This is a genomic window from Perspicuibacillus lycopersici (assembly GCF_025660475.1).
GTDB lineage: Bacteria > Bacillota > Bacilli > Bacillales > Caldibacillaceae > Perspicuibacillus > Perspicuibacillus lycopersici.
In genome coordinates this window covers 157365-184328 of sequence record NZ_JAOUSF010000005.1, presented here as the reverse complement: position 1 = coordinate 184328, position 26964 = coordinate 157365, and the positions used below count along the sequence as shown (strand labels likewise).

Here is a 26964-nt window from a genome sequence, read left to right as displayed (position 1 = left end):
TTTAAGGAAAAATAGCCATCTTTTAAAAACAGGGGGTATAAAAATGAAGCGTGGTATTTTCAAAAAGCGGGTATCATTTCTTTTAATGGCAATGGTAATCATCAGTATTGTACTTGCAGGATGTAGCTCCTCCAGCTCCAAAAAAACTGGAGAATGGGCAGGACAAAAAATTACTGTCATGATGATCGGGGACTTCGCAATGGATGATAAAACCGATCCAATCACTGGTGAATCAGCAAAAGGTGTAAAAGTATTAAAAGAGGAATTTGAAAAACAACACCCAGGTGCAACGGTAGATTTCGTGCTTATGCCTTGGGAAGGTTATACCGAAAAAACGCAAGCAATGCTTACCTCTGGGGAAGCAGACGTCTATCAAATGCCTGGTGTCGCTGATTTTGCACCACAAGGTGTTTTAGAACCGCTACAACCTTGGATTGATAAAGATTCTGAATTCAGCTTAGACATTTTCATTGAAAATCAAGTTGATGGTTGGAAGGCGTTAGGACCAGATAGTAACGAATTAGAAATTTGGGGCTTACCATTTTTAGGCGATGCACGCTTTATTACGTATGATAAAGAACTATTTGATCAATGGGGTGTCGAGTATTTATCCGACTATCCAACAATGGAAGAAATTGCCGAAAAAGCAAAACAAATGACTGGTAAAAATCCAGTAACAGGTGAGCAAAACTATGGTATCTGGTTCCGTGGAGACTGGTCTTCTGCCTTTACATTAGTAGATTTAGCAGAAGGACAAAATGGCCGCTGGGGAACAGGCTTTGCATGGGATGAAGTAAAATTTGAATTTAATTCTCCTGAAATGCTAAATGGCTTAAATTGGTTATTAGACATGCAAAATTATGCTCCGGAAGGTTTAGTAAGTAACCAAGGAAATGAAAAATGGTTAACAAAAGATAATAATATTGCGATTATGCTAAATCAAGGACCTGGTGATACTGTAAAACCAGCATATGCACAAGGACTTGGTGATCGAATTGGCATCGCCCAAGAATTTAAAAATGCCGATGGTCAAGGTGGACTATTTGCAGGAAGTCCAATTGCAATTGCAAAGGATAGTAAAAATAAAGAATTAGCATGGGAATGGCTAAAATTTGCGACAAGTGATTTTACCCAAAAATATGTATATGAGGAACTTGGCTTAGTGCCTGCTGTTAAATCTGCACTGGAATGGGATAGTGTGAAGGAACAACCATTAATGCTTCCAGTTTTTGAAGCTATGAAAACACCAATGACACCAAGATATCCATGGGGATCCTCTCAGCCAAGATTTATTTTAACCTCTGAAATTGAGGCGGCATTAACCGGACAAAGAAGTGCGGAAGATGCATTGGAAAAGGCACAAAAAGAAAGCACCGAATGGGTGGAAAATCGCTAATTCACACGTCAGTTTGAAAAAAATATGGCTGTATTCAGACGATATACCATTTAGCTACAATCTTCTCGAATACAGCCAAAATAATGAAAGAGGCAAGATGGACTATACACCACGATAAATAAAGGAGTAACTGTTTATCCAGATAGTTCATGGGTTACAGTTACTTTTTTTCTTATCATTAGGTGAAAGCCTATGTAATAAGCGACAGCATATGTGAAAAACCAAACTTTATAGCTTAAAGGAGAATGTTAAATGTTAAAGGTAGCAGTAATCGGTCTTGGAGATATTTCTAGTATTCATCTAGAAGCAATTGAGGAAAACCCAGATGCAATGTTAGTGGCGGTTTGCGACCGAGAGGAAGCACGAAAAAACATCGTACCTTCGATTCCTTTTTACACCGATTATCTCGAAATGCTAGCAAAGGAAGAACTGGATTGTGTACATATTTGTTTACCACATTATCTTCATTATCCAGTAACAAAGGCTTGTGTGGAGCACGGGATTCATGTATTCCAAGAAAAGCCATTAGCATTAAACAGTGAAGAAGGATTTAAATTTGTAAAATTAGCGGAAGAAAATCCAATGGTAAAAATCTGTATATGCTTTCAAAATCGTTTCAATGAGACATTTGAAAAATTACAGGAAATCACAAATACGAACAAATATGGGAACATCCTCCATATTAAAGGACTAGTCACATGGGAGCGGCCGAAAAGCTACTATGATGAAAAACCTTGGCGAGGCAAACTAGCATATGCAGGTGGCGGGGTAATGATGAACCAATCCATTCATACGCTAGACTTAATGCAGCTACTAGGTGGAGAGATCAGCTCCATTCGTGGGAACATTGCTCAGCTTCTTGATTATGGTATCGAAACAGAGGATACCGCTTCCGCACGTATTCAATTTGCCAACGGAGCAACGGGTTTCTTTTTTGCCACCATCGCGAATGGTAATAATTCAAGTGTCGAGCTGCAAGTAATCTTTGAAAAGCAAAAATTGACGATTAAGGATAGCAAGCTAACAATGCAAAACGATAGAGGAGAAAAAATAGAAATCGAAGAAGATGCAAAGCTGTCCGGTTCGAAATTTTATTATGGGGCGAGTCATCGAAAGTTGATTCGTAAATTTTATCGGGCAATTATTGAAAACAGCGAAGATTATGTGCATGTAATAGATGCATTTCCATCAATAAAAATTATCGATTCTATCGTGCAATCATCGAAATTAAATAAAGAAATAGTGTTGAATACAAAAGTAGAAAAGTAAACCACAAATTATTTTTTATGGAAGGAGAAATGACAATGGCAATAAAAACCGTAGGAATTATTATGAATGGAGTAACCGGTCGGATGGGGACAAATCAGCATCTTATCCGTTCCATTGTTGCAATTCGCGAGCAAGGTGGCGTTGTTTGTAAAAATGGGGATGTGATTATGCCGGATCCGATTTTAGTTGGAAGAAATGAAGAAAAGTTGAAACGCTTAGCAGAAACTCATCATATTAGTCGCTGGAGTACCAACTTAGAGGCATGTCTTCTCGATGAGTATAATATTATTTATTTTGATGCCCAAACGACGGCAAGACGTGCCGAAGCAGTGCGGCAGGCAATTAAAGCAGGCAAACATATCTATTGCGAAAAGCCTACTGCAACTAGTGTAGAAGAATCATTGGAGCTTGCTCGCTTAGCATATGAAGCAGGTGTGAAAAATGGTGTCGTGCAGGATAAATTATTCCTACCAGGACTATTAAAGCTTAAAAGATTAATAGATTCCGGATTCTTTGGAAAAATTTTATCGGTTCGAATGGAGTTTGGCTATTGGGTATTTGAAGGCGATTGGCAGCAAGCACAACGTCCGTCCTGGAATTATCGGAAGGAAGACGGTGGTGGCATTATTGTCGATATGTTCGCCCATTGGCGCTATGTACTCGATAATTTATTCGGAAATGTTCGTTCCCTTTCTTGTCTTGGGGCAACACATATTGAAAAGCGCTACGATGAAGAAGGAAATCCATATGTCGCAAGTGCTGATGATGCTGCTTACGCCACTTTTGAATTAGAGGGAGGCATTATAGTCCAAGCGAACTCCTCCTGGACGGTGCGCGTTAACCGAGAGGATCTTTTAACAATCCAAGTGGACGGGACGGAAGGTAGTGCGGTTTGTGGTTTGCGTGATTGTAAAATCCAACATCGTGTGAATACACCAAAGCCAGTGTGGAATCCTGATATTCCAAATCCATTTAATTTTTTTGAACAATGGCAAGAAATGCCAACAAATGATGTATACGATAATGGTTTTAAAGTGCAGTGGGAGTTATTTTTGAAGCATGTAGTATTAGATGAGGAATTTCGGTGGGACCTATTAGAAGGTGCAAAAGGCACACAATTATCTGATCTTGCTCTTCAATCGTGGAAGGAAAGAAGATGGGTAGATGTTCCAGAATTAACCATTGGAGGGACAAAACATGCAGAAACCGTTAATGGTACCAAGAGCGAATGGCTCGATTGAATTATACCGAGCGGGAAACGTGCCAACGATTGAAATACCAAAAACAAAGTTTCATAGTCGGACAGCATTTTCTGCTGCACATGTCGTAAGTAATCCATTAAAAACAGTGAACCCTTTAGGAAAGCCAGAAATCGATTGGGAAGCAACCTTATCCTATCGACGTCATCTTTGGTCGTTAGGGTTTTCGGTAGCTGAAGCGATGGACACCGCACAACGGGGAATGGGGCTAACTTGGGATGGAGCAAAGGAATTAATTCGCTTATCTAGTCAAGATGCACAAGCGGTAGGTGGGAAAATTGCAAGCGGTGCTGGAACGGATCATTTAGCTGCTAATCAAACCTACACATTGGATGAAATTGCCGATGCTTATGCTATGCAATGTAGTTTTATTGAGGAACAAGGCAGTCAAATTATTTTAATGGCCAGTCGAGCATTAGCAGCTAATGCCAATGGACCAGAAGATTATGCCTATGTGTATCAAAAAGTATTATCACAAATTAATAAGCCTGCGATTCTACATTGGTTAGGCGAGATGTTCGACCCTGCTTTAAGAGGTTATTGGGGAAAAGAAAACATAGAGGAAGCGATGGAGGTTTGTCTCCAAATCATTTCGGACAATAAAGAAAAAATCGAGGGAATAAAAATTTCCTTGCTTAATGCAGATAAAGAAATCGTAATGCGCAGAAGGCTGCCTGATGGTATTAAAATGTATACTGGCGATGACTTTAACTATCCAGAACTAATCCGTGGGGATGAAGTAGGCTTTAGTCATGCACTTCTAGGAATATTTGATGCGATAGCACCAGCAGCAGCTGCCGCATTAAATGCACTTGATAATCATGATTATCAAAAATACGATGCGATTTTGGGAAAGACTGTGCCACTTTCACGACATCTTTTTCAAGCACCGACCTATTCCTATAAAACAGGAATTGTATTTATGGCTTATTTAAATGGTCACCAACAGCATTTTCGGATGGTTAATGGAGCGGAAAGTGCAAGATCAATTACACATTTAGCGGAGGCTTTTATACTCGCTGATCAAGCAGGTCTATTACATGATCCAGAAATGGCGACCGAAAGAATGCGTCTAGTATTAAAACTAGCGGGAATCGAATAGGAGGAGCCTATGGCAAAATTGCAAACTTTTGAGCGGTTAAGCTTGAATCAAATAACGACAGGAAATTGGAATTTACGTGAAGCGGTAGATGGCTGTGTCCGTCAAGAAATTCCTTGGATTGCTTTATGGCGTCATCGAGTAGAAGAATTAGGGCTTTCGGAGAGTAAACGGCTGATTAAAGACGCGGGGCTGCAGGTATCCAGTCTATGTCGGGGTGGAATGTTCCCTGCAGAAACAGCACTTGAACGGCAAAAACGAGTGGATGATAATAAGCGGGCTATTGTTGAAGCAGCAGAGCTTGGTACAAATACATTAGTACTTGTTTCTGGACCTGCACCTGATAAAAATATTAGTGAGGCAAGAAAAATGGTTGCAGAAGGTATTGAGCAAATCGTCCCGTTTGCGGAAGATCATGGTATTACATTAGGTGTCGAAGCACTCCATCCAATGTATGCAGCGGAAAGAAGCGTCATTGTCACCTTGAATGAAGCAAATACGATAGCAGAGCAATATTCTCCAAATCAGGTTGGTGTGGTTGTTGATGTTTTCCATGTATGGTGGGATCCGGATTTATATCGGCAAATTGCCCGAGCGAAAGGGCGGATTATTGGCTTCCATGTATCTGATTGGATTGTTCCAACGCCTGATTTATTAATGGGTCGGGGGATGATGGGAGATGGAGTTATTGATATTAATCGCATACGGACAGCCGTTGAAGAAACAGGCTATAACGGTCCAATAGAAGTAGAAATTTTTAATGAAACGATTTGGAATCGACCTGGTGATGAAGTATTAATGGAAATGAAGGAACGTTACATCAAGCATGTTTAAGTTCGCAGGCAATTCAACTAGATATTGACAGCAATTTGAGTATAAATTTCGGCAATAGTGAACAACCACAGATAATGTAATTTCCTCGCTTTAAGATTAAGATGAACGTGAAGTATTTATGAGTATTTGATGTAAGAGAAAAGGAGCGAAACCAATGAGAAATAAATTTGCTGCACAGCTATACACGGTACGTGAAGAATTAAAAAGAGGCATTGACCCTGTATTTAAAGAATTAAAGGAAATGGGCTGGAATGCTGTTCAATTGTCTGCCCTACCAGCAGGATATGATCCCGAGGAAGTAGCACGTGCACTTAAGGAAAATCAATTAAAAGCTGCAGGTATCCATATTTCTATTGATCGACTAGCAAATGATTTAGATAATGTGCTAGAAGAGGTCAGTCTATATGAAACGAAGGATATTGTTTGCCCATACCTTCCAGATCAATACCGCACAGTAGAAGGCTACGAAAAGGTGAAAACATTGTTAAATGAAGTAGCTAAGAAAGCTCCAGGCTACCGGATTAGCTATCATAACCATGACTTTGAATTTAAAACGGAAATTAATGAAAAATCTGCATTAGAATACTTGTTAGAACCAGCAAGTGATAATAAAATCCTTGCAGAAATCGATGTATTTTGGGTGAAAAAAGGCGGGAAAGATCCTGTCCAATTTCTACAACCATATGCAAATAGAATGCCAATTATCCATTTAAAGGATATGACGAATGATGATCAGCAAACATTTGCCGCTGTTGGCACAGGTGTCATTGATTTCGCCCCAATATTAGATTGGTGTGAAAAATCAGGTGTTGAATGGTATGCAGTGGAACAGGACGTATGTCCAGGAAATCCTATGGATAGCTTGCGCACAAGTTTAGAAAATCTTAACCAATTAGCTTCGCAATTTCAATCAAAATAATGATAGACAATAGCAATTAGGAAGTTCCGCTAATCTGTTAGCGGATGGATACCTCCTATGCATCATTAATCGGCTATTGGAGACAGCGTTTTCAAATGTGGTCGGTAAAAAAGGAGAGGACAATATTGGAAAATGTGAAAATTGGAATTATTGGTATCGGTAATATGGGGAGCTCACATGCGGTTTATTTAAATAATGGGGAGGTCAATGGAGCAATATTAACAGCAGTTTGTGATACAAATCCTGAGCGCTTGCAATGGGCAAAGGAAGCACTTGGGGAAAATGTACAAACGTTTGATAATGTAGAGGCTTTTTTTGAATTTGCCAATATCGATGCTGTTATTGTTGCGACACCACATTATGATCACCCACCGTTAGCGATAAAAACGTTAGAAAAGGGGCTCCATGTATTAGTGGAGAAACCAGCAGGTGTATATACGAAAAATGTCCGAGAAATGAATGAGGTCGCGAAAAAGAGTGGCAAAGTTTTCGGGATTATGTTTAACCAGCGGACGAATCCACTTTATCAAAAGCTTCGAGAGCTTGTACATAATGGAGAATTAGGGGAAATTAAACGAACCAATTGGATTATAACCAACTGGTATCGTTCCCAAAGTTATTACGATTCCGGCGGCTGGCGTGCGACTTGGGCAGGTGAAGGTGGTGGGGTGCTTTTAAATCAAGACCCACATCAGCTTGATTTATGGCAATGGACAAGTGGCCTAATGCCAAAACGAGTTCGTGCATTTTGTGGCTTTGGTAAGTTTCATGATATCGAAGTTGAGGACGATGTAACAGCATACGTAGAATACGAAAATGGTGCGACTGGAGTATTTGTTACCTCCACAGGAGATGCTCCTGGAACGAATCGCTACGAAATTTCTGGAGATCGTGGAAAGTTAGTCGTAGAGGATGGGAAATTAACATTCTGGCGGTTAACACAATCAGAAAGACAATTTAACAAAGAATATAAAGGTGGTTTTGGTGAACCGGAATGCTGGAAAATTGATGTTCCGATTCACGGAGAAGCTACTCAACATAAAGGCATTACTCAAAATTGGGTAAATTCGATTCGCTTCGGTACCGAATTACTTGGTCCAGGAGAAGAAGGAATAAAAGGGCTAGAAATTTCCAATGCGATGCATTTATCCGCGTGGACGGATGATTGGGTCGAGCTTCCGATTAATGAAGATTTATTCTACTCCAAGCTTCAAGAACGGATCAAAACATCTACCTATCAAAAGAAAACGGTCGCGAATAAAACATTAAATGTACAAGGAACCCACTAAAAAAATATAAGGATGACATGGTCGAAAGCAGAATATAAGAATGTATTCTGCTTTCTTCTTAACATTTGAGGTGAGTACACATGCTAGAAAAACCATTTCCACTAGAATCACTAGTATCCAAGTATAAAGAACAAATGCAGGAAAACGACATTCAACCTTCCACATACAAAGTGCAATATTTAAATACTATTGAATCAATGGTTCGCTATTTCTCTACCTGTATGGATGAGGTGGGACGAATAATTGATCCGTATATGGAGCGGGAGACGCAATATGCTACACCTGCTTATGCAGCAGCTACTGCACTATTATTTACACAACGCCCATATGAATGGATGCTTGAATCTGCAAGTAAAGCATTGGACTGTTCATTAAGACAAATGGTTAACGAAACTTGTGCAGACGGTCATAGTAATTTTTATACGACAATGGTTGTCTATGCTTACGAAAAGCTAGCGCATCATGTTTCCGAAGCAAAAAGAGACGAATGGGTTGCGTTATTTTCCGAAATCAATCCGAAAACGCTCTATCAAAAAACGATAAATAATTGGAAAATAGTGGCGCTTGCAGGTGAATATTTACGAGATACGAAAAATTTAGGGCCAGCTATTAATCTTGCTGCATTTGACGATGCGCTAGCACCACAAATGGAGTTATTGACAGAATATGGTCTGTATGTAGATCCAAATGGACCTTTAGCATATGCGATGTTTACGAGAAATTATTTACGCCTCATATTATTAGAAGGTTATGCTGGACGTTACAAGGAAACATTGGCAGAATGCTGTAGACGTGGGGAGCTTTCATCTTTATTTATGCAAAGCCCCACTGGAGAAATGCCAACCGGTGGAAGGAGTGCTCAGCATCAATGGAATGAAGCACAGCAAGCATTTCAGTTTGAAATAGCAGCAAATGAATATGCAAAGAAAGGCGACTGGAAACTAGCGGCAGCCTTTAAACGCGGAGCACACCTATCACTCGATTCAATCCAACGGTGGAAGCGTCCTACTGGTGAGCTAAATGTCGTGAAAAATTTTGCCGACCCAAGCATTCGTCTCGGCTATGAATCCTACAGCTTTCATTCGCAATACAATTTACTTGCTGCCTATTTTCTCGCACTTGCATATGAACAGGCATCAGAAGAAATAGGTGAAATACAAGCGCCAGCTGAAGTTGGGGGCTTTACAATATGGATGGAGCCGTTTTTTCATAAATTAATTATCAATGTCGCAGGACATTATATCGAATATCAAACAGAAGGTGACGACCAGTATACACCAACAGGCATAGTTCGGATTCAGCGAAAAGGAATATGGCCAACCATTGGTCCTTCTGATGGCACACCAGTTTCAAGTAAACGCGCACTATCATTTGCTCCCGCCTGGAAAAACGTGAACAATGTTGAGACAAGATTATCGGAGCTAACTGGAAAAGAAATTCCAAAAATGGAGGTAAAGGAAATTAGTAAAGAAGCAAATAAAATAATTGTTCAAGTAATTTATCAAGGGCCAATGAATGGCGCTTTTCGAATCGAACGAACACTTTCTGTAACACCGGAAATACTTCACGTTGCCGATACTATTATTGGGGAAGTCGAAAGTGTAACCGAAGAATTTCCTTTATTTTTCACTGATGGCGAAGCGAGTAGTAAAATTAGCTATGAGGAAAAAAGGATCGATGTTGATTATAAAGGAAATAAGGTTTGTATTATTGCATTAGATAAAGAGGCTTCTGATTTTCAATTAGGAAGTGAGGTTGTCTCCTATCGGAATGGAATGCTTACAAGTATTTCGTATGAATCAAAAGCATTGGAAACCGAATATGTTGTCCATCTATATCATCATGAACACTATCTAGAAGATACGACTTTTTTCAAAATGTTATCAGATTATCGGTTAATGAATAGGAAGGAGGTAAAAGCGTGAAACTCGCATTTACAACTTTAGGTTGTCCGACATGGGATATAGACAAAATTATTAAAAATGCAGTGGAGAATGACTATGATGGCGTTGATTTTCGTGGCTATCTTGGGGAATTAGATATCTTTACACTGCCAGAATTCTCTAGCGAAGTGCAACAAACCGTTCGCAAATTTCAGGAAGCCTCGCTGGAAATTCCATGTTTTTCAAGCTCGGTTCGCTTGTTTACTAATACAGAGGAAGAATTTCACCGCTACTTGCAGGAAATTGAAGCGTATGCAAATCTTTGTCAAGCATTTCAAACACCATTTATTCGGGTGTTTGGTGGGTCAATTGGCGAGATGAGTCGCGAAAAAGCGTACGATATTGTGGAACACAATGTATTGGAGTATTTGAAAATTGCAGAAAAATATGATGTCCAGCTGCTTTTTGAAACCCATGATGACTGGACAAACTGCGAACATATGAAAGAAATTTTTCAACGCGTCCAATCGAACTACTTTTCCGTATTATGGGATGTGCATCATCCTTATCGAACAATTGGTGAGGACCCAAATGTGACGTGGGAGAAACTTGGAAGTTGGATTAAATATACACATTGGAAGGATTCCTATGTCAAGGAAGGAACGCCAAGAGGCTATCAGCTATGCTTGTTAGGTGAGGGTACAGTACCACTTCAAGAGATTTATAAAATGCTAAAAACAAAAGGCTATGACGGCTATTACACATTGGAATGGGAAAAGATGTGGTGTCCAGAAATAGAAGAACCAGAGATTGCTTTTCAACAGTATAGTAGTTTTATGAAAAATTTATTTAAATAACGGGGGGAGCTCATTGAAACTAGGTTGTTGTGCAAGTATTGATAAAGCAGAAACACTTTATCAAGCGGGTTATGATTTTATTGAATGTACGGTACTTTCATTAAAACCAGAGGCACCAGATACAGAGTTTCAATCGATTTTAAAAACATATGAAGCATCGCCGATACCAGTAGCGACATGTAATATTCTATTTCCTAGAGATATGAAAATTGTTGGGGAAAATGTAAATGATAAGCGGCTGCAAAACTATTTAACTACTGCATTGGAACGAGTAGCAAAAATTGGTGCAGATACTATTGTATTTGGTAGCGGAGGTGCAAGATCAGTACCAGTTGGTTTTTCACGTGAGAAAGCGGAAGAGCAAATCATCCAATGCTTGAACGTAGCAGCTGATATTGCAGAACCACTCCAGTTAACGATTGTAATAGAGCCATTGAATCGTAAGGAATCAAATATTATCAATAGTATTCCAGAGGCGATAGCGATTGCTAAAAAGGTGAATCGAAAATCGATCCAAGTATTAGCAGACTTTTATCATATGGAGGAAGAGGGAGAAGCAGTAAGCAATATCGTTGCAAACCGTGAATTTATAAAGCATATACATGTCGCAGATACAGACAGACTAGCACCGGGTACTGGAAAATATCCCTTTTCAGAGCTAGTCGATCAACTGAAACTAGCAAACTATAATGGCCGGGTTTCTATTGAATGTAATTGGCAGCACTTCGATTCGGAAGTGAACGAGTCGTTTGAATTTTTAAGAAAGCAATTTCAACTGGGCTAAAGAAAGAAGGAATTAACATGCTACGTGCCATCTATATACTAGATAATTTTGACCTGATTTACGGAGAAGCACATAAAGAAATTAACGAGCGGGTGGATGTATATGCACCACCACAAACGAAGGAAACGATTAAAAATAATCCGGAGCTTCTAGCCGAAGCAGAAATAATTTTTTCTGGCTGGGGCTGTCCAAAAATGGATGCGGATTTTTTACAATTAGCACCAAAATTACAAGCGGTGTTTTATGGAGCAGGCTCCATTAAAGGTATTGTCACGGATGCATTTTGGGATCGTAATATTGCCATCACAAGTGCATATGAAGCAAATGCTATACCGGTAGTGGAATTTACCGTATCACAAATTCTTTTTTCGTTAAAACGAGGCTGGTACTTTGCAAGCCAAGTGAAAAAAATGAAAAGCTTTTCCATTGGAGAAAAGGTTCCTGGCGGATATGGTGCGACCGTTGGACTCATTTCACTTGGAATGATTGGTCGAAAAGTCGCCAATTTTTTAAAGCAATTTGATTGTCATGTCATTGCATATGATCCATTTGTTTCAAAGCAGGAGGCAGAAGAACTTCAAGTGGAAATGTGTGAACTGGACGACGTGTTCCGTAGAGCGGATGTCGTGTCCATTCATACACCATGGATAAAAGAAACAGAAGGGTTAATTACAGGAAATCATCTTGCAGCGATGAAGAAAAATGCTACATTGATCAATACATCAAGAGGTGCAATAATCCGCGAGCAAGAGATGATAGCAGTATTACAGGAACGTCCGGATCTTTATGCCTTATTAGATGTTACTTATCCGGAACCACCCGAACCGAATTCACCATTATATATATTGGAAAATGTTATTCTTACTCCTCATATCGCGGGGTCGCAAGCAAGTGAATGTTTGCGAATGGGAGCGTATATGGCGGAAGAGCTCAAACGCTATCTTGATGGGGAACCATTAAAATGGGGTATCTCGAAGGAAAAAGTAAAAATTATGGCATAGTAAAATAAAAAAATATTATGGTTGCCGGCAAATGATAAATTAGTATTGTATTGCCGGCATCTTTTCCATTTTCATTGGGTATTTTTTCCCTATATCTTTGTAATTTTTCCTTAATCCGTATCGCCTTATTTAGATGAAGGAAAATATGTCTTGTTGCTGGCATTAATAGTAAGCCTGCAATGGTTTTTTTGCTCCAATAGTCTGTTAACCATTGAGATTGCGGACTTACTGCCTGTTCCGCAAATAATCGTTGTATTCTACGGTGCTCGACAGCTAGCTTCATTTGCCCAGCCTCCAGGGAAGAGACGACTGTTTGTGTTTGCCTACCAACTGCTTTCCGATATTCCAATAATGCAGGAATATGAATTGCTATACTTAATTCAGCAATTTCCGCTTCACTCATATCATTCCCTGAATGTGGAAAAGAAATATTCATTTTTTCCAGCCAATTACTACGCGTTAGCACTTGCTCCGTATCCGCAACCAAAATATTCATCGACATATCCTCAATTCGTGAAATATGCCACAAATGCCAAGCAATTGAATTTTTTGTATCTGGATTGGAAACAGGATATTTTCTATACATTAGTTCTTCTAAATTTGTTCGTAATGCCGTTTCTAATGTTGGTTGGTTTGAATGACTGAGAGATTCGTGATGAAGTAAGGCATGCTGAGAAAGGAACAAGCTGATAGCATCGGTATGTTGTTCTGGTTTTTGAATCATTTCTTTTAATTTTCTATGGTTTTCATTCCAAAGCTTACGTGAAATTTTATCCATGAAAGGCATCGCCCCAATATAGGTTCTATATTTTATTTTATTCTATCAGAAATTTCGGTTAAATCCTATTTAACTAGTATTTGTGCTTTTTTTTTACTAAAGTAAACTACCATACTGTTAAACTATTGATTTTACATGTAGATTGAATTTTCTCCAAGCAACAAATTTTATATCTTCCATTGAGTTGGTTACAATAGAATGGAACCTTATGAAGTTAGGAGACATTTACATGGTAAAAACAAATATTCCTGTTTCAGTACTGAATTTAGGACCAATTCGTCAAGGCGAGAATGCAAAAGCTGCAATTGACGCAATGGTTGATTTGGCAAAAGCAACAGAAAAATTAGGATATACTCGATATTGGATTGCAGAGCATCATAATACTGCAACACTTGTTAGCTCTGCGACATCTATTTTGATAAAACATACATTAGAACATACCGAGCGCATTCGGGTCGGTTCCGGTGGAATTATGTTACCAAATCATTCCCCATTAGTTGTTGCTGAACAATTTGGGACGATGGCAACCATTTATCCGAATCGATTAGATTTAGGATTAGGTAGAGCACCAGGAACGGATATGATGACGGCAAATGCACTAAGGAGATCGCAAGGGAATGATACGGTTTATACCTTCCCTGATGATGTACAAGAATTACTGCGTTATGTTGGACCGGAAACGGAGCAAGGCTATGTGAAAGCTAATTTAGCGATTGGTACAAATATACCGATTTATATTCTTGGTTCATCTACAAGCTCTGCGATTTTAGCAGCAAAATTAGGTTTACCATATGTATTTGCCTCCCATTTCGCGCCACGATTTATGGAAGAAGCAATCTCGATTTATCGTGATCAATTCCAACCATCGAAGTATTTGCAATCTCCATATATGATGGTTTGTTTAAATGTTATTGCCGCCGAAACGGATGAAGAAGCAGCCTATTTATCCACTACACAACAGCAATTCTTCTTAAATATTATCCGAGGCACGCAACAATATTTGCAACCACCTGTGGAAAATATGGACAAAATTTGGAGCCCAGATGAAAAAGCAATGGCATCATCCATGTTCCATATGACACTATCCGGAAGTAAAGAAACCGTTCGTAAGCAATTGATGAGTTTCCAAGAAAAATACAATGTCGATGAGCTAATGGCAGTAAGTTATATTTATGATCAAGAGAAACAAGTGCGGTCATATGAAATTTTAAAAGAAGTAGTAGAAGGGAAGTAATCCAAAGGACCAAAAATAATCCATCTTCTGGTGGGTTATTTTTTTTGTTTGTAGAATAAATGGCAATAAGTCATTGAAAAAGAGGAAGGGAGTTTCCCATCTTGTTATCTATTAGAGGGAAGTTGACCGGCTGGAATAATCATAGCCACAAGGGCTCCATGTTAAATAATATCAATGAAAGATTGTATCGTAGTAAAAGTTCCAGTTAAGGATACTGGTAAAATAAAATGAATAAGAATGTTTATTGTAGTGTGTAAGCTACAAAAGTTTAGGAACGAAATTATGAAGGAATATGAATTTAGACCCTAATACCTTAGAACGATGAAATTTGTAACAGAAGTTACATTAAGAATTATTAAAAGAATGCTGAATGGAATATTACTAAATAATTAATAGGGTGAATTAAAGAATTCCTAAATAGTTTCCACAAAAATATTATTAGACCATACTATTTAAGTACTATTGTGAAATAGTTTTTCTAGTTTAGCGCTAACCATATTTAGCAAAATTGTAATATTAGCAAATGTCATTCCAATCTTCGAAAAGCCTCCACAATTCTCCCTTTCCGTCCAACGGTAGTTTCCGCATGATACAACGATTGGTATATCGCTTCCTCCGTCGCTTCAATCGTAGCTTCGAACAATTGATTCATCATCGGATGACTATCCCGTAAAAGCGTGATATCTTCTGTCATTTCATTAGACTCATGGGATATGGTATACCCATTAGTAAAAGCAATAATAATATCACCACTACCATTATGAACATGTGTTGCAGTGCGACCTAATCCAATTGCTGCGCGTTTCGCAAGACGTTTTAATTGTCTATCGGAAACGGGTGCATCTGTTGCAACTACGATAATAATCGAGCCATCAGGTTTATTAAGCGTATCTTTTTCCCAATTTTTTATTTTTAGCTCATGACGTCTACCGAAATTTGTCAATGTTAAAACACCAACTGTATATTTTGTATTTTCATGTGTAGCAATTCGTGAAGAGGTACCAATTCCGCCTTTGACACCGTAACAAATCATGCCCTTCCCAGCCCCAATCGCACCTTGTTCAACTGCACCACTTTTGGCATTTTTAATCGCGGACCAAGCATGCTCTGGTCTCACTGCAAGGAGCCGCATCGAATTCAAATAGCTATCATTACATTCCCCGACGACAATATTTAACGAGCTAGTGGAATCCCCAATACATGGATTTTCTGCGAGCATGTAAGAAAGCGTACCTTCAAGAACAGCACCTACACTGAATGTATTTGTTAACATAATCGGCGACTCGATAACGCCAAGCTCTTCCACCTGAATTAAGCCAACGGTTTTCCCGAACCCGTTTAACACAAAGCTTGCAGCAGGGACTTTATTTTCAAAAATATTTTGATGATGTGGAAGAATCGCAGTTACTCCAGTACAAATAGTATCTTCTGCGTTTAATTTCTCATATAAAGTAACATGACCTATTTGGACATTGGCAACATCCGTTATTGCATTATAAGTTCCTTTTTCCATGGCAATAGCTCCTTTAACTTTGTATGTTATAGGAAATATTGTATCATGAAAGTTTAACTAAATTTGAATTGCTAATTTAATTTAAATTATTCCATAAAATCAGATAGATGTTATACTGAAGAAAATATTTCCATTGCTTTCATGATTGAGGAGCAATAAGGAGAGGATTTTGTTTGAATTTACCGGGCGATGTGGAAAAAGTAATGCAGCAATATTTAACCCTTTTTCATAAGGAATTTCCAAATACACTGGCAAGGGCTATACATTCATGGTTCCATCGCATTACATGCATATGAAAATAATTCCAGTGACATCGACTTTATTACCGTAACTAATCGACGCTTTACAAAGGAAGATGAAACAGGCTTATCCACTATTCATCACACTATCGAAAATCATTTTCAAACACCAGAATTGGATGGAGTGTATGTCATGTGGGATGACTTTGGAAAACTATTCAATAAGGAAACCAATGATCCCGATAAATATGTAATTTTTAATAATGGGAAGCTTACGTTTGGAGAATATTACAATTTTAATCCGGTAACATGGTGGATCATGAAGCAGAGCGGTATCTCGCTCATTGGACCTAATCCGAAAAACATAGCTTTTTCCATTGAACCACAGCAATTACGTGCATATGTACATGAAAATATGAACAGCTATTGGGCTAATCGAATGATAGCAGTGGAAAAACATATGGAGGAACTAGTGGATTTACCTATAGAGCATTTGAATGAGGAAATCGAATGGACAGTTCTAGGTTTATTACGACAATTCTATACATTAAAAGAATCTGCTATTATTTCTAAATTAGATGCAGGTAGCTATGGATTACAACACCTACCGCAAGAATGGCACCCAATTATTAAAGAAGCAATGGACATTCGGGAAGGGAAACAAGCGAGGGATAATCGTTCTTTTAGGGAGAGAATACTCTCCTTACTAACCTTTGCAAACTATTTAATAAACTACTGTAATAATAGTAAAGCGAATCAGGTTAACTCCAATTAATGATTATGTAAACATGTAAAAAAATTTTTGAAAAAATATATCTTTATTCAGAAAATAATGTATATTAGTAATAAAACGATATGGTGGTGATGGGGTTGGAGAATCGGTTAAGTGTGCGTACTTATTGTATTAGCATGTTAAGTATTATCGCAAATGTATATTTATGGTTACGCGTTATTTTCATTGAATGGAGCGAAACCGAACTAGAGGTAATAGTAAATTTTAGTATATTACTAACGCCACCAGTAGTATTAGCAATTATTGCTTTATATTTAAAGCGAGCATGGATTATGTATGTCGCCTTTATCACTTCGCTACCAATTGGACTATATTTACTAGCAAATGAAGGAACATGGCAATTATTCGGTTCTTTAGAAATATTACTTCTAATCAGCGCAATACTTATGACTAAGGATATTGTTAATAAAAATAAAACTAAAACCTATGCATAATGAAGTGAATAAATAATGATCATCGGTTCTTTTCTAGGTTTATTTTCTTTTCTTATTGTTGTTGCAATAGTTGTTCTCGTTCTATAAGTAGTAATTATCATATTAAACATAATAAAACAAAATAATGAGTATTTGAGAGAAATTCGCGACGAAATTAGGAAGAGTAGTAGGGGAATTGAATAGTTGGTTTTAGTATTTGGGGGAGTTTCTGGAAAAATAACTGGTGAAGTTCTTGAAATAGTGGGTGGAGTTCCAGAAAAATTTGGTGGAGTTCCCGAAAAAACAGAGGAAGTTCCCGAAAATTCGCAAGTAGTTCCCGAAAAAACGGGTAAAGTTCCTGAAAATTCGCATGCAGTTCCCGAAAAAATAGGGAAAATCCCCCTCCTGCAATTCCGAAAAAACCCGTGAACTCACCAAAATCCCCCAATTCCCAAATAAAACAATAAACCGCAAAAATAATACATCAACACAAATAAACCAAACAGGAGGCCCCCAAATGCTAACAATAAAACAAAATAACCAATCAAACGAGGGAATAGTAAAAAATCTACTCACATCCTTTTTCGGTGCGGATACAAATTCTATTCTAGATTTCTTGAGAAAATGGAATAGTAAAAACATTATTTGTACTTACGAAGGATATGATAATGAAAAACTAGTAGGAATTATCATTTGCTGGAAAAATAGCTTCCATCCTTATTGTACGTATTTTTCTATTGCAATTGATCGGAATTATGAACTTCCACACAATGTAATCACTTTATTACTACAAAGGATGGAAACGACGGTTGGGGAAATATATCCTTTACAAACTTCCATCTGGGAAACTAACTATTTGCTAAAAACTTATTATGAAAAAAAGGGTTTTCATGAAATTAGAAGAACTTATATACCATCCTTAAAAATTTCTGCAATTACAGAAGATGACTATTTAAATACACCTTCAAAAAATCATCAATCCGTCTGTAATTTGAATGATATCGAAAACAACAAGTATTTAAAGGAACAACTAATAACACTTGTTCGTGATACATATGAGTTAACACATAAAGCAAACCTGGTTGCAACATTGGATTTGGGCAAATGGGAAGCAATGATATTTGCGGACGATACGATTTTAGAAGCTAGTTATGTTGTTATTGAAAATCAAGAGATTTTAGCGTTTGCGTTACTACATGATTCAGATACACCGGCTACATTAGAATTAGGCTGGCGTGGTGCGAAAAAGTTTGAGGATCTTTCGCTTATCGTATTACTGACTTGCTATCAATTTAACTATGGAAAAGACAACGCGTATGAATGGGTAGAAACAGAAATCGACACAACGGATCCATTTCAACTTGAATTACTACATCATTTTCCGTTTGCACCAACACCAACGTTAATAACCTATCAAAAAGTTTTTTCCAGAAGAAGGAATAGTGAATCTGAGGTGAGAGAATGAAGGTTGTTATTGCAGGTGGTTCGGGTTTCATCGGAAAGCAATTGACGGAACTACTAGTTAAAAATGGACATGAAGTTGTAATTCTATCAAGAGGGATAAAGAAATCCTCGGAAAAGGTTGCCTATGTTCCATGGTTAACAGAAGAGGCGACTCCTGAAACGGAATTAACAAAAGTGGATGTGGTGGTTAATTTAGCTGGTGTTTCAATTAACGATGGTAGATGGGGAGGAAAACATCAGAAGCAAATCTATGACAGTCGGATGATCGCAACCGAGGAACTAATTCGAATCATCCGCTCATTAGATGAAAAACCTACCACATTCATTAATGCAAGTGCAATTGGGATATATCCAGCTTCTATACAGAAAGTGTATACAGAGGAATCGGAAGTAATGGCAAATGATTTTCTTGGCCGCACCGTGCAGGATTGGGAGAATAAAGCGAGACGAGTGGAGGAGTGGGGCATCCGAACTGTTTTCCTGCGATTTGGTGTAGTACTTGGTAATGACGGGGGAGCATTGCCACTGATGGTTTTACCATATAAATTATTTGTCGGAGGGACCGTTGGATCTGGCCAACAATGGGTTTCATGGATTCATTTCATGGATGTAGTCCGGGCGATTGTCTTCGTGATGGATAATCAATCGATATTTGGGCCGGTAAATGTAACCGCACCAAATCCTGTCCGGATGCAACCTTTCGGAAAAACGATAGCCTCCGTCTTAAATCGTCCGCACTGGTTCCCAACACCAGCTTTTCTAATGAAATTAGTACTTGGTAAAAAAAGTAAACTTGTCCTCGAGGGACAACAAGTATTACCAAAGGTGCTTACACAGGAGGGGTTTACATTTCTTTACCCTACGTTGGAGCACGCATTAATAAATTTGCTAAAAAAATAGAATAATAGAAACAAAACTAATTGGGGGATTATACATGTTTATCGTGAACGTTGAGGCAGCAATACATAAAGAAGGTCGTTGGTTATTAATTTTACGAAGTGAGAAAGAGGAGCACGCAGCAGGTGTGCTGTCACTTGTTGGTGGGAAATGTGAACAGGAAGGAAATAGTACGGATATTTTTGAACGAACAGTAAAAAGAGAAGTGTGGGAGGAAGTAGGGATCGAGGTGGCAAATCCCCGATATGTGAACAGCTCATCCTTTGTTACCGACAAAGGTATCCATGTAATGGACATCGTATTCTTATGTGACATAAAGAGTGGCAAAGCATATCGAAAAAGTCCGGATGAGGTAGATGCGATTTACTGGATGACAACTGAAGAAATACTACAGCATGAAGATATCCCCACATATTTAAAGGATAATATTAAGCTAGCAGATAAACTCGTAAATAAATAGGTAGAAGGAGGTTTTGATTATTCTATCTAACGTAGAAACAATGCGACACCATGTCCACGTTTTATATAAGCATAATGAGGAAAATCGTATAACAGTCATTAATGAACCTCCTTATGACGATGCGCCACTTCTGTTTATCGGGCATACATCACAAGGGAATATTGTAAGGTATTCGAATGTACTAAGTAACGATAAAATTCGCCAGCTGGAGCAGATTTTCGCAGCGCAGCCTCTTCCCGAATTTACCGATCATCTTCAAATTTTACAAAATTATTTAGGTGCTCAGCATGTCCAATATGGTCCGGCATACATCTTTCCTGAAAATAGAAATTACCCATTTTCAAAAGCAATTCAAATCACTAATGAAAATAAAGAATTAATCAAGCCCTACTACCAATATACTTATGAAGATTTTCCTTGGAAACAGCCGTGTTTTGTCATGCTGGAAAATAACGAGCCTGTTTCGATTTGTTGTACTGCTCGGCAAACGGAGATTGCCTGTGAAGCAAGTGTTTATACACAGGAAGATTACCGAGGCAGGGGATACAGCTTAGAGGTTGTAAATGCCTGGGCAAATACAGTGCAAAAACAAGGTCGAATCGCACTTTACAGTACATCTGCAGATAATCTTGCCTCACAAGCAGTCGCAAGAAAGCTTGGCTTAGTTCAGTATGGAGTAGATATTCAAATAGAAAAATAGAACTTGACCGGAAATTGTTATTGTTTTAAAATATATTTAAATTTTATTAATATAATAAGCAATGATGAAGAAGAGTAGGCAGTAGGAACGTTTTAGAGAGCTGATGGTTGGTGGGAATCAGTACGGGAGGATTGTTGAATGGGCTTCGGAGCTTCCAAATTGAAAGGAAGAGTAGATTTGGCGGAATGTCTTACCGATAAAAAAGACGAAGTATTTAAACATTTACTGTTTATGTACGGATAAAGCGCGTTTACATATGTAAGCGAATGAAGGTGGCACCACGGGTTACTCGTCCTTTTTTGGATGAGTAGCCTTTTTTTATTGGGTTGTTTTCTGAAGGAAGGATAGATGTAATTTTAAGAGGTAGATATATTAAATGAAGCGCTAAGCAGAGTGTATTCAGTCTGCGGGCTTTTTACAAATCAGCAACACCATTTACTTATATATACGAGGAGGAAAAATAATGGATAATGTAATATTAACGGGTATTAAACCAACAGGACAGATTCATTTAGGAAATTATATCGGTGCAATAAAGCCAGCACTTGCGTTAGCAAAGCAACCCAATGTAAAGCCCGTATATTTCGTTGCAGATGCGCATGGTTTAACAAAAATTCATGATGCAAAGGAATTTAGACAGTTATCCTATGGGATTGCAGCTACATGGTTAGCTTTAGGACTTGATCCTAATAAGACTATTTTCTATCGTCAGTCAGATATCCCGGAAATTTTTGAATTAAATTGGATTCTAGCAAATTTCACCTCGAAAGGCTTAATGAATCGAGCACATGCCTATAAAGCAATCGTAGAATCGAATAATGAAATTGGTAATGATCCCGATTTTGGTGTGAACATGGGATTATTTACGTATCCGATTTTAATGACAGCGGATATTTTAATGTTCCAATCGAAAATTGTACCGGTTGGAAAGGACCAAATTCAACATGTGGAAATTGCACGCGATATTGCAGCAAATTTTAATAAAACCTATGGCGAGACATTCCCATTACCAGCGTATCAAGTACAAGAGGAAACGGCTGTATTGCCTGGTTTAGATGGTAGAAAAATGAGTAAGAGCTACCATAATACGATTCCATTGTTTACGAATCCGGCAACATTACAAAAATTAATCAATAAAATAAAAACGGATTCCTTACCACCAGAAGCTGAAAAAAATCCAAAAACCTCGATATTATTTACATTATATAAAGAATTTGCTTCACCAGAAGAGGTGGATGCTATGCGCAGACAGTATAAAGAGGGAATTGGCTGGGGTGAAGTGAAAAAACAATTATTCATGGTAATGGATCGATACCTACAGGAACCTCGTGAAAGATATAGTGAACTGATGGCATCACCAGAAAAAATTGATGCTATTTTACGAAAAGGTGCGGAGCAAGCACGTGAATATAGTGTTCCTTTTTTAAAAGAAATAAAAAGAAAAATAGGATTCTATGTGTAACAAACAATGAATGAAGGTAATTCAAAAAAATTGTTCCATAGATAAAATAAAGAATCGAGGATACCAATGGAGCTAGTATTTATTCGGCATGGCGAAGGAGAGCATACTGGAAACATACCAGAAAGTCTTCATCTTCCAGATCCGTCATTGACTCCTTCTGGAAAACAACAAGCAAAAATATTACAAGAACAACTACCATTACACGCGGAAGATATTATGATTATCAGTCCGACGAGAAGAACATTGGAAACTGCCTGTATTTGGAGTGAAAATTATAACTGCCGTCGTATCGTCAGCCCGCTCGTTGCGCCACGTATTTTTCCGTACCGTCCGAATGCGCGCACGTTACCTTGTGATCGTTTACTAACGATAAAACAAATTAAACACGATTTCCCGATAATAGAAATGGACGAGACATTTCCTGGTGACACGATCTGGCGTGATGGGATCAATACAATATCAGAGGAATCATTCAAAAGAAAAGCAAGGACATTTCTTACCTATTGTCAAAATATCACACGTAAACAAATTTATATTGTCTCCCATGATGGTACGATTACAGCATATCGGCAAATGATATCTGGCGAGCTGCTTACAAGGGAGGATTTTCCGAAAGAAACGCAGGTGATATCAATTTCGTTAGAAAATGCTACTGAATAAAAGGAAAAGGGGGTATTCCATGGTAAATACAACAAGGGAATACAAAAAGACCGGACCAATAGTCTATCATGTGTTGGAACCGATGATACAATCTTCAAAACAAACGACGGTCATTCTTTATCATGGCTGGGGAGGGAACGTAGCAAATTATGATGAAGCCGCTTTAGAGATAGCTACAAAAGGATATACCGTCCTTATACCGGAATTAATTCATCATAATACGAGGAACCCGATAGAGAATCCTTTTACTAGTAGTGCCCAACAAAAATATTTTTGGGAAACTATTTTTACTAGTATAGAAGAATTAGATCTGATAATAGAGTCAGAGAGTGTAGCGGAGGAGCAAATCGTCCTTATCGGCAATTCTATGGGTGGCTTTATAGCAAATGGAGTATTTAGTAAAAAAAACAAGCTGAAAGGATTGGCAACTATTAATGGCTCGGGATCCTTTTTATTAACAGAAAAGTTATTTCGAAAACAGGATGGTAGACCCGAATTATCATTAGAAGAGGAAATAATGTTGAAAAAATATGATCCCATTGGTAAACAAGTGGCTACCGGATCTATATTTATTCTTCACGGAGATTCCGATCGCATAATACCAATCGAAGGAAATCAAGACTATTATCGTTATCTTACCGAAATCGAAGGAAAAACAAATATTGATTTTCGCGTATATCCAAACGTAAACCATCAATTTACCGATGAAATGTTCGCAGATGTACTTCATTGGTTGGAGTGTTTATAAGAATTATTGAGAAAAAAATACCTACCAAATTTTCATGTTTTGGTAGGTATAGAAAAAATTTTACTTAAAATAAAGGAACTAGTACTAGTAACTAATTCTCTTTATTTTGCAGTAGCTTCTGCAATTTGTAATGTATTTACTAATTCTTCAAAGAAGCCAATATTTTGCTCGAATGTAGGTATGGATTTTTCTTCTTCTGCTTGTTTCACTAGACGTACCACTAAATCGTTGAAAGGTGTATTCACAGCAACGGATTTTCCTTTTGTAGAAACGACACCATTAATGTAATCAATTTCTGTCTTCCGTTGTTTTTCAAGGTCTTGAAGCATACTTGCTTTTAGTAATGCTTGTGGTGCGAGTGCTTTTCTTGTTAATCCAATTACAGTTGCTAGATTGCTATTATCTTCTTTTAATGTGAAAATTTGTTCTAAATTTAAGCCTGCTAATTCAGTGAAACGAATGCCACTTGCATTTCCGACTTTTAATGTTTCATTTACAAGCATTACACTACTTGTAACAGCTGCATTATTATTTAAAATATCTCCATATGTACAGCCTAACGCTGCAGACATACCACTCATTGCCACGTTAATCAGAAGCTTGGACCATTTTGTGCCGACGAGATTTTCGGAAATAATTGTACCACCAACAAGGTCTAATACTGATTTGATTTTTTGTACTCTTTCCGTAACCTCACCATTTAATTCACCAATTTGGAAAGCATTACCTTTAAATGCATCAAAAGCGGTTGTTAGTTCTGATACCCCTGGTTTAATCCAAGTTGCTCCGAATTCAACAGAACCACCAATTACTCGATCTGCACCTAATATAGCAACAAGTGATTCCTCCGGTACACCGTTTTGTAAAGATAAAATGATACTATCATTATGTAAATATTGTTTTACGTTTGTTAAAACTTCATGATTATATACTTGTTTTGTTAAAAGAAGTACTAAATCATAAGCTCCTGTCATTTGATCTGGCATGATTGCAGATACAGGAATATTTTCCTCAATCGTTCCAGTAATTGTAGCTCCAGCTGTATTTAATGCATTCACATGTTCTGTATTCACATCGATTAATTCAACAGTATCATTTCCTTTTGAAAGATACGCACCGATAATGGTACCAAGTGATCCTGCACCCATTACACCAATTTTCATGAAAATCGCTCCTTAATAAATAAAAAATATATTAGTATAGAAAACCTTCTTGATTCATGTAAATCAAGAACTTATAAATTATACCAAAATAAGAACCATAATAATAGTGAAAAACTTATTAGTAGTATAAAACAATGAGTTAACTCGTATTATAAAATTGGATGTACTTTATTTCTATAAGCTTTTTAAAAGATGTAGGAGAAAAAAAGCTATTATGATATAATTCTAATGTTATTCTCCTATATTTTACGGTAGGATGAAAAGAAATTAATTACTAAAATTAGAAGGAGCTTGTGATGAATTACCAAGATACATACAATACAAAACGAGTACATAAAGTAAATTTGGCATTATTAATTGCCGTAGTGTTCCTTATTATTATTCCGATCATTATGGAAAGAGGGCTGATGGATGCATTAAGCGATGTCATTGCAGGATTATTAGTAATTGTCCTTTCAATTGTTAACTATTTCTTGCCAATTCCTACCTATGGGAAGGGGTTTATTTTCGCGATTTTGCCAAATGTCGTCGTTATGGCACTATTTTATTTGGATGGATATGCCTTAAATAAGCATTATCTTCTGTTCTTAACGATTGCAATGATTGCTTTGTATTTTAAAAAAGAATTGATCTTAATTTTTGCAGTTATTCTTAATGTAGCATTAATCACTACCTATATTTTGAATCCAGGAGAACTACTAGGCATTGATAATAGTTTCAAAGGATTTATTACAGTTGTTATCGTCGTAGATTGTGTTCTTGCAGCCCTATATTTTCTAACAAAATGGGGAAGAGATTTGATTCGTGATTCATATGAAAAAGAAATCGAATCAAAAAATTTATTAGTAAAGCTGCAAGAAACATTAGATTCGATTGAAAAGGGTACGGTTACCCTTGATACGAATATTACCAACTTCAATAAAAATATTTCTACATTTTATCATTCTAGACAATATATAATGGATGCAGTTTCACAAATGTCTGCTGGTATTCAAGAACAAACAAACAGTATGATCTATGTTAGTGAAACGATGGGACATTCCATGGAAAGAGCGAACACTACAATAGATATTTCGCAAGGTATTGTCGAAAAATCCGAGGAAATGAATGATAAAGTAAATGATGGTTGGAATAAGATAAATCAAGTAACCGACCATTTCCACACAGTAAATTCTGCAATAGGTACAACAGCAGTTACAGTAACAGAGCTGCAGTCTAGTATGGAAAAGGTAAATCGTCTTCTAGAAGGAATTAAAGATATTGCCAATCAAACGAATTTACTTGCCTTAAACGCGGCGATCGAATCTGCACGTGCAGGGGAGCATGGTAGAGGATTTGCTGTAGTGGCAGATGAAGTTCGGAAGCTAGCAGAACAAAGTGCGAAGCTTACCGTTTCTATAGTGGAGGAAACGACGACACTATTTGAAAAGTCAAAAGAGGCACAGGAAAAGTCTGTTGAAGGGGAACAAGCAGCTTTTGAAGGGCAAAACCTTCTGCAAGAGGTTTCGCGGTTCTTCCGTGAAATTAAAGAATCGTTTGAAGCATCAAATGTTGAACTTTCAAAAGGAATGCAGGAGATAAGCTCGGCAACTGCTAACTTCAAAGATATCCAATCACAAATCGAAACAGTCGCCAATATTTCGGAGGAAAGTACTGCATCCATCGAGGAAATTGCATCAACGATCGAAAATGAACAAGATTTAATTAATACAATACGAACAGCAGTTACCGAAATTAATGAATTGACAGATGAATTAAAGCATTTAGTTCATCGAAATTAGGATATACGATAAGGGGCTGGGACATAACAATTAATGTTTAAATGTAAGACGAACAAAAATTCGGATAGG

The 26964-nt window shown here is 37.6% G+C and carries 26 protein-coding genes and 1 other annotated feature; of the genes, 23 read left to right on the top strand and 3 right to left on the bottom strand.

Going from position 1 to position 26964, the window contains the following annotated elements; all coding sequences use genetic code 11:
• Positions 1 to 43 precede the first annotated feature (43 nt).
• The 11 genes from OEV98_RS15000 to OEV98_RS14950 all read left to right on the top strand — a co-directional run bounded on the left by OEV98_RS15000 (position 44) and on the right by OEV98_RS14950 (position 12590).
• On the top strand, positions 44 to 1396 hold the full coding sequence (locus tag OEV98_RS15000; RefSeq protein WP_263074172.1) for a sugar ABC transporter substrate-binding protein: 1353 nt from the start codon (positions 44 to 46) through the stop codon (positions 1394 to 1396).
• A 252-nt stretch (positions 1397 to 1648) separates the two neighbouring features.
• Positions 1649 to 2665, top strand: a complete 1017-nt coding sequence (locus OEV98_RS14995; protein ID WP_263074171.1) for a Gfo/Idh/MocA family protein — start codon at positions 1649 to 1651, stop codon at positions 2663 to 2665.
• Between the two features lie 35 nt (positions 2666 to 2700).
• Entirely contained in the window at positions 2701 to 3906 is a 1206-nt protein-coding gene (locus OEV98_RS14990; protein WP_263074170.1) for a Gfo/Idh/MocA family protein, read from the top strand.
• A complete protein-coding gene (locus OEV98_RS14985) occupies positions 3863 to 5026 on the top strand; it encodes a dihydrodipicolinate synthase family protein (protein ID WP_263074169.1) in 1164 nt (387 codons plus the stop codon). Before OEV98_RS14990 ends, OEV98_RS14985 begins: the two co-directional genes overlap by 44 nt.
• A 9-nt stretch (positions 5027 to 5035) precedes the next feature.
• Positions 5036 to 5857: a sugar phosphate isomerase/epimerase family protein gene (locus tag OEV98_RS14980; RefSeq protein ID WP_263074168.1), complete on the top strand. Its 822-nt coding sequence runs from the start codon at positions 5036 to 5038 to the stop codon at positions 5855 to 5857.
• Positions 5858 to 6011: 154 nt separating this feature from the next.
• Positions 6012 to 6776, top strand: a complete 765-nt coding sequence (locus OEV98_RS14975; RefSeq protein ID WP_263074167.1) for a sugar phosphate isomerase/epimerase family protein — start codon at positions 6012 to 6014, stop codon at positions 6774 to 6776.
• A 125-nt stretch (positions 6777 to 6901) separates the two neighbouring features.
• On the top strand, positions 6902 to 8065 hold the full coding sequence (locus OEV98_RS14970; protein ID WP_263074166.1) for a Gfo/Idh/MocA family protein: 1164 nt from the start codon (positions 6902 to 6904) through the stop codon (positions 8063 to 8065).
• A gap of 80 nt (positions 8066 to 8145) precedes the next feature.
• Positions 8146 to 9990: a hypothetical protein gene (locus OEV98_RS14965; RefSeq protein ID WP_263074165.1), complete on the top strand. Its 1845-nt coding sequence runs from the start codon at positions 8146 to 8148 to the stop codon at positions 9988 to 9990.
• Positions 9987 to 10805, top strand: a complete 819-nt coding sequence (locus OEV98_RS14960) for a sugar phosphate isomerase/epimerase family protein (RefSeq protein WP_263074164.1) — start codon at positions 9987 to 9989, stop codon at positions 10803 to 10805. Before OEV98_RS14965 ends, OEV98_RS14960 begins: the two co-directional genes overlap by 4 nt.
• A gap of 13 nt (positions 10806 to 10818) precedes the next feature.
• Entirely contained in the window at positions 10819 to 11589 is a 771-nt protein-coding gene (locus OEV98_RS14955; RefSeq protein ID WP_263074163.1) for a sugar phosphate isomerase/epimerase family protein, read from the top strand.
• Positions 11590 to 11606: 17 nt separating this feature from the next.
• Positions 11607 to 12590, top strand: coding sequence for a hydroxyacid dehydrogenase (locus OEV98_RS14950; RefSeq protein WP_263074162.1), 984 nt, complete (start codon positions 11607 to 11609; stop codon positions 12588 to 12590).
• Here OEV98_RS14950 and OEV98_RS14945 read toward each other — a convergent pair.
• Entirely contained in the window at positions 12580 to 13368 is a 789-nt protein-coding gene (locus OEV98_RS14945) for a DinB family protein (protein ID WP_263074161.1), read from the bottom strand. The two genes, OEV98_RS14950 and OEV98_RS14945, sit on opposite strands and share 11 nt — an antisense overlap.
• 229 nt (positions 13369 to 13597) lie before the next feature.
• Between OEV98_RS14945 and OEV98_RS14940 the strand changes: the two genes are divergently transcribed.
• Complete coding sequence (locus tag OEV98_RS14940) at positions 13598 to 14602, top strand: LLM class flavin-dependent oxidoreductase (protein ID WP_263074160.1); 1005 nt, start codon at positions 13598 to 13600, stop codon at positions 14600 to 14602.
• 526 nt (positions 14603 to 15128) lie between these two features.
• On the opposite strand, the gene OEV98_RS14935 is transcribed toward OEV98_RS14940, so the two are convergent.
• On the bottom strand, positions 15129 to 16115 hold the full coding sequence (locus OEV98_RS14935; protein WP_263074159.1) for a DmpA family aminopeptidase: 987 nt from the start codon (positions 16113 to 16115) through the stop codon (positions 15129 to 15131).
• A gap of 432 nt (positions 16116 to 16547) precedes the next feature.
• Between OEV98_RS14935 and OEV98_RS14930 the strand changes: the two genes are divergently transcribed.
• The 10 genes from OEV98_RS14930 (at position 16548) to OEV98_RS14885 (ending at position 23951) form a co-directional block, all read left to right on the top strand.
• Complete coding sequence (locus OEV98_RS14930; protein WP_263074158.1) at positions 16548 to 17129, top strand: DUF4111 domain-containing protein; 582 nt, start codon at positions 16548 to 16550, stop codon at positions 17127 to 17129.
• A 95-nt stretch (positions 17130 to 17224) separates the two neighbouring features.
• On the top strand, positions 17225 to 17581 hold the full coding sequence (locus tag OEV98_RS14925; protein ID WP_263074157.1) for a hypothetical protein: 357 nt from the start codon (positions 17225 to 17227) through the stop codon (positions 17579 to 17581).
• A 183-nt stretch (positions 17582 to 17764) separates the two neighbouring features.
• Positions 17765 to 17989 carry a hypothetical protein gene (locus OEV98_RS14920; protein ID WP_263074156.1) on the top strand — a complete coding sequence of 75 codons (225 nt, stop codon included), beginning with the start codon at positions 17765 to 17767 and terminating at the stop codon, positions 17987 to 17989.
• 88 nt (positions 17990 to 18077) lie between these two features.
• The gene (locus OEV98_RS14915) at positions 18078 to 19025 is read left to right on the top strand and encodes a GNAT family acetyltransferase (protein WP_263074155.1); all 948 of its coding nucleotides are present in this window, start codon (positions 18078 to 18080) and stop codon (positions 19023 to 19025) included.
• The gene (locus tag OEV98_RS14910; RefSeq protein ID WP_263074154.1) at positions 19022 to 19924 is read left to right on the top strand and encodes a TIGR01777 family oxidoreductase; all 903 of its coding nucleotides are present in this window, start codon (positions 19022 to 19024) and stop codon (positions 19922 to 19924) included. Before OEV98_RS14915 ends, OEV98_RS14910 begins: the two co-directional genes overlap by 4 nt.
• 34 nt (positions 19925 to 19958) lie before the next feature.
• Entirely contained in the window at positions 19959 to 20381 is a 423-nt protein-coding gene (locus tag OEV98_RS14905) for an NUDIX hydrolase (RefSeq protein WP_263074153.1), read from the top strand.
• 13 nt (positions 20382 to 20394) lie between these two features.
• Positions 20395 to 21081 (top strand): GNAT family N-acetyltransferase, encoded by a 687-nt coding sequence (locus tag OEV98_RS14900; protein WP_263074152.1) that lies wholly within the window; start codon positions 20395 to 20397, stop codon positions 21079 to 21081.
• A 52-nt stretch (positions 21082 to 21133) separates the two neighbouring features.
• Positions 21134 to 21381: a binding site (T-box leader), on the top strand.
• Between the two features lie 163 nt (positions 21382 to 21544).
• Positions 21545 to 22543: a tryptophan--tRNA ligase gene (locus tag OEV98_RS14895; RefSeq protein WP_263074151.1), complete on the top strand. Its 999-nt coding sequence runs from the start codon at positions 21545 to 21547 to the stop codon at positions 22541 to 22543.
• Positions 22544 to 22609: 66 nt separating this feature from the next.
• Positions 22610 to 23203 (top strand): phosphoglycerate mutase family protein, encoded by a 594-nt coding sequence (locus tag OEV98_RS14890; protein WP_263074150.1) that lies wholly within the window; start codon positions 22610 to 22612, stop codon positions 23201 to 23203.
• 19 nt (positions 23204 to 23222) lie between these two features.
• Complete coding sequence (locus OEV98_RS14885; protein WP_263074149.1) at positions 23223 to 23951, top strand: alpha/beta hydrolase; 729 nt, start codon at positions 23223 to 23225, stop codon at positions 23949 to 23951.
• Between the two features lie 101 nt (positions 23952 to 24052).
• Here OEV98_RS14885 and OEV98_RS14880 read toward each other — a convergent pair whose 3' ends face one another.
• Positions 24053 to 25114 carry a ketopantoate reductase family protein gene (locus OEV98_RS14880; RefSeq protein ID WP_263074148.1) on the bottom strand — a complete coding sequence of 354 codons (1062 nt, stop codon included), beginning with the start codon at positions 25112 to 25114 and terminating at the stop codon, positions 24053 to 24055.
• A 296-nt stretch (positions 25115 to 25410) separates the two neighbouring features.
• On the opposite strand from OEV98_RS14880, the gene OEV98_RS14875 reads away from it, so the two are divergent.
• Positions 25411 to 26895, top strand: coding sequence for a methyl-accepting chemotaxis protein (locus tag OEV98_RS14875; protein ID WP_263074147.1), 1485 nt, complete (start codon positions 25411 to 25413; stop codon positions 26893 to 26895).
• The last annotated feature ends 69 nt before the right edge of the window (positions 26896 to 26964 follow it).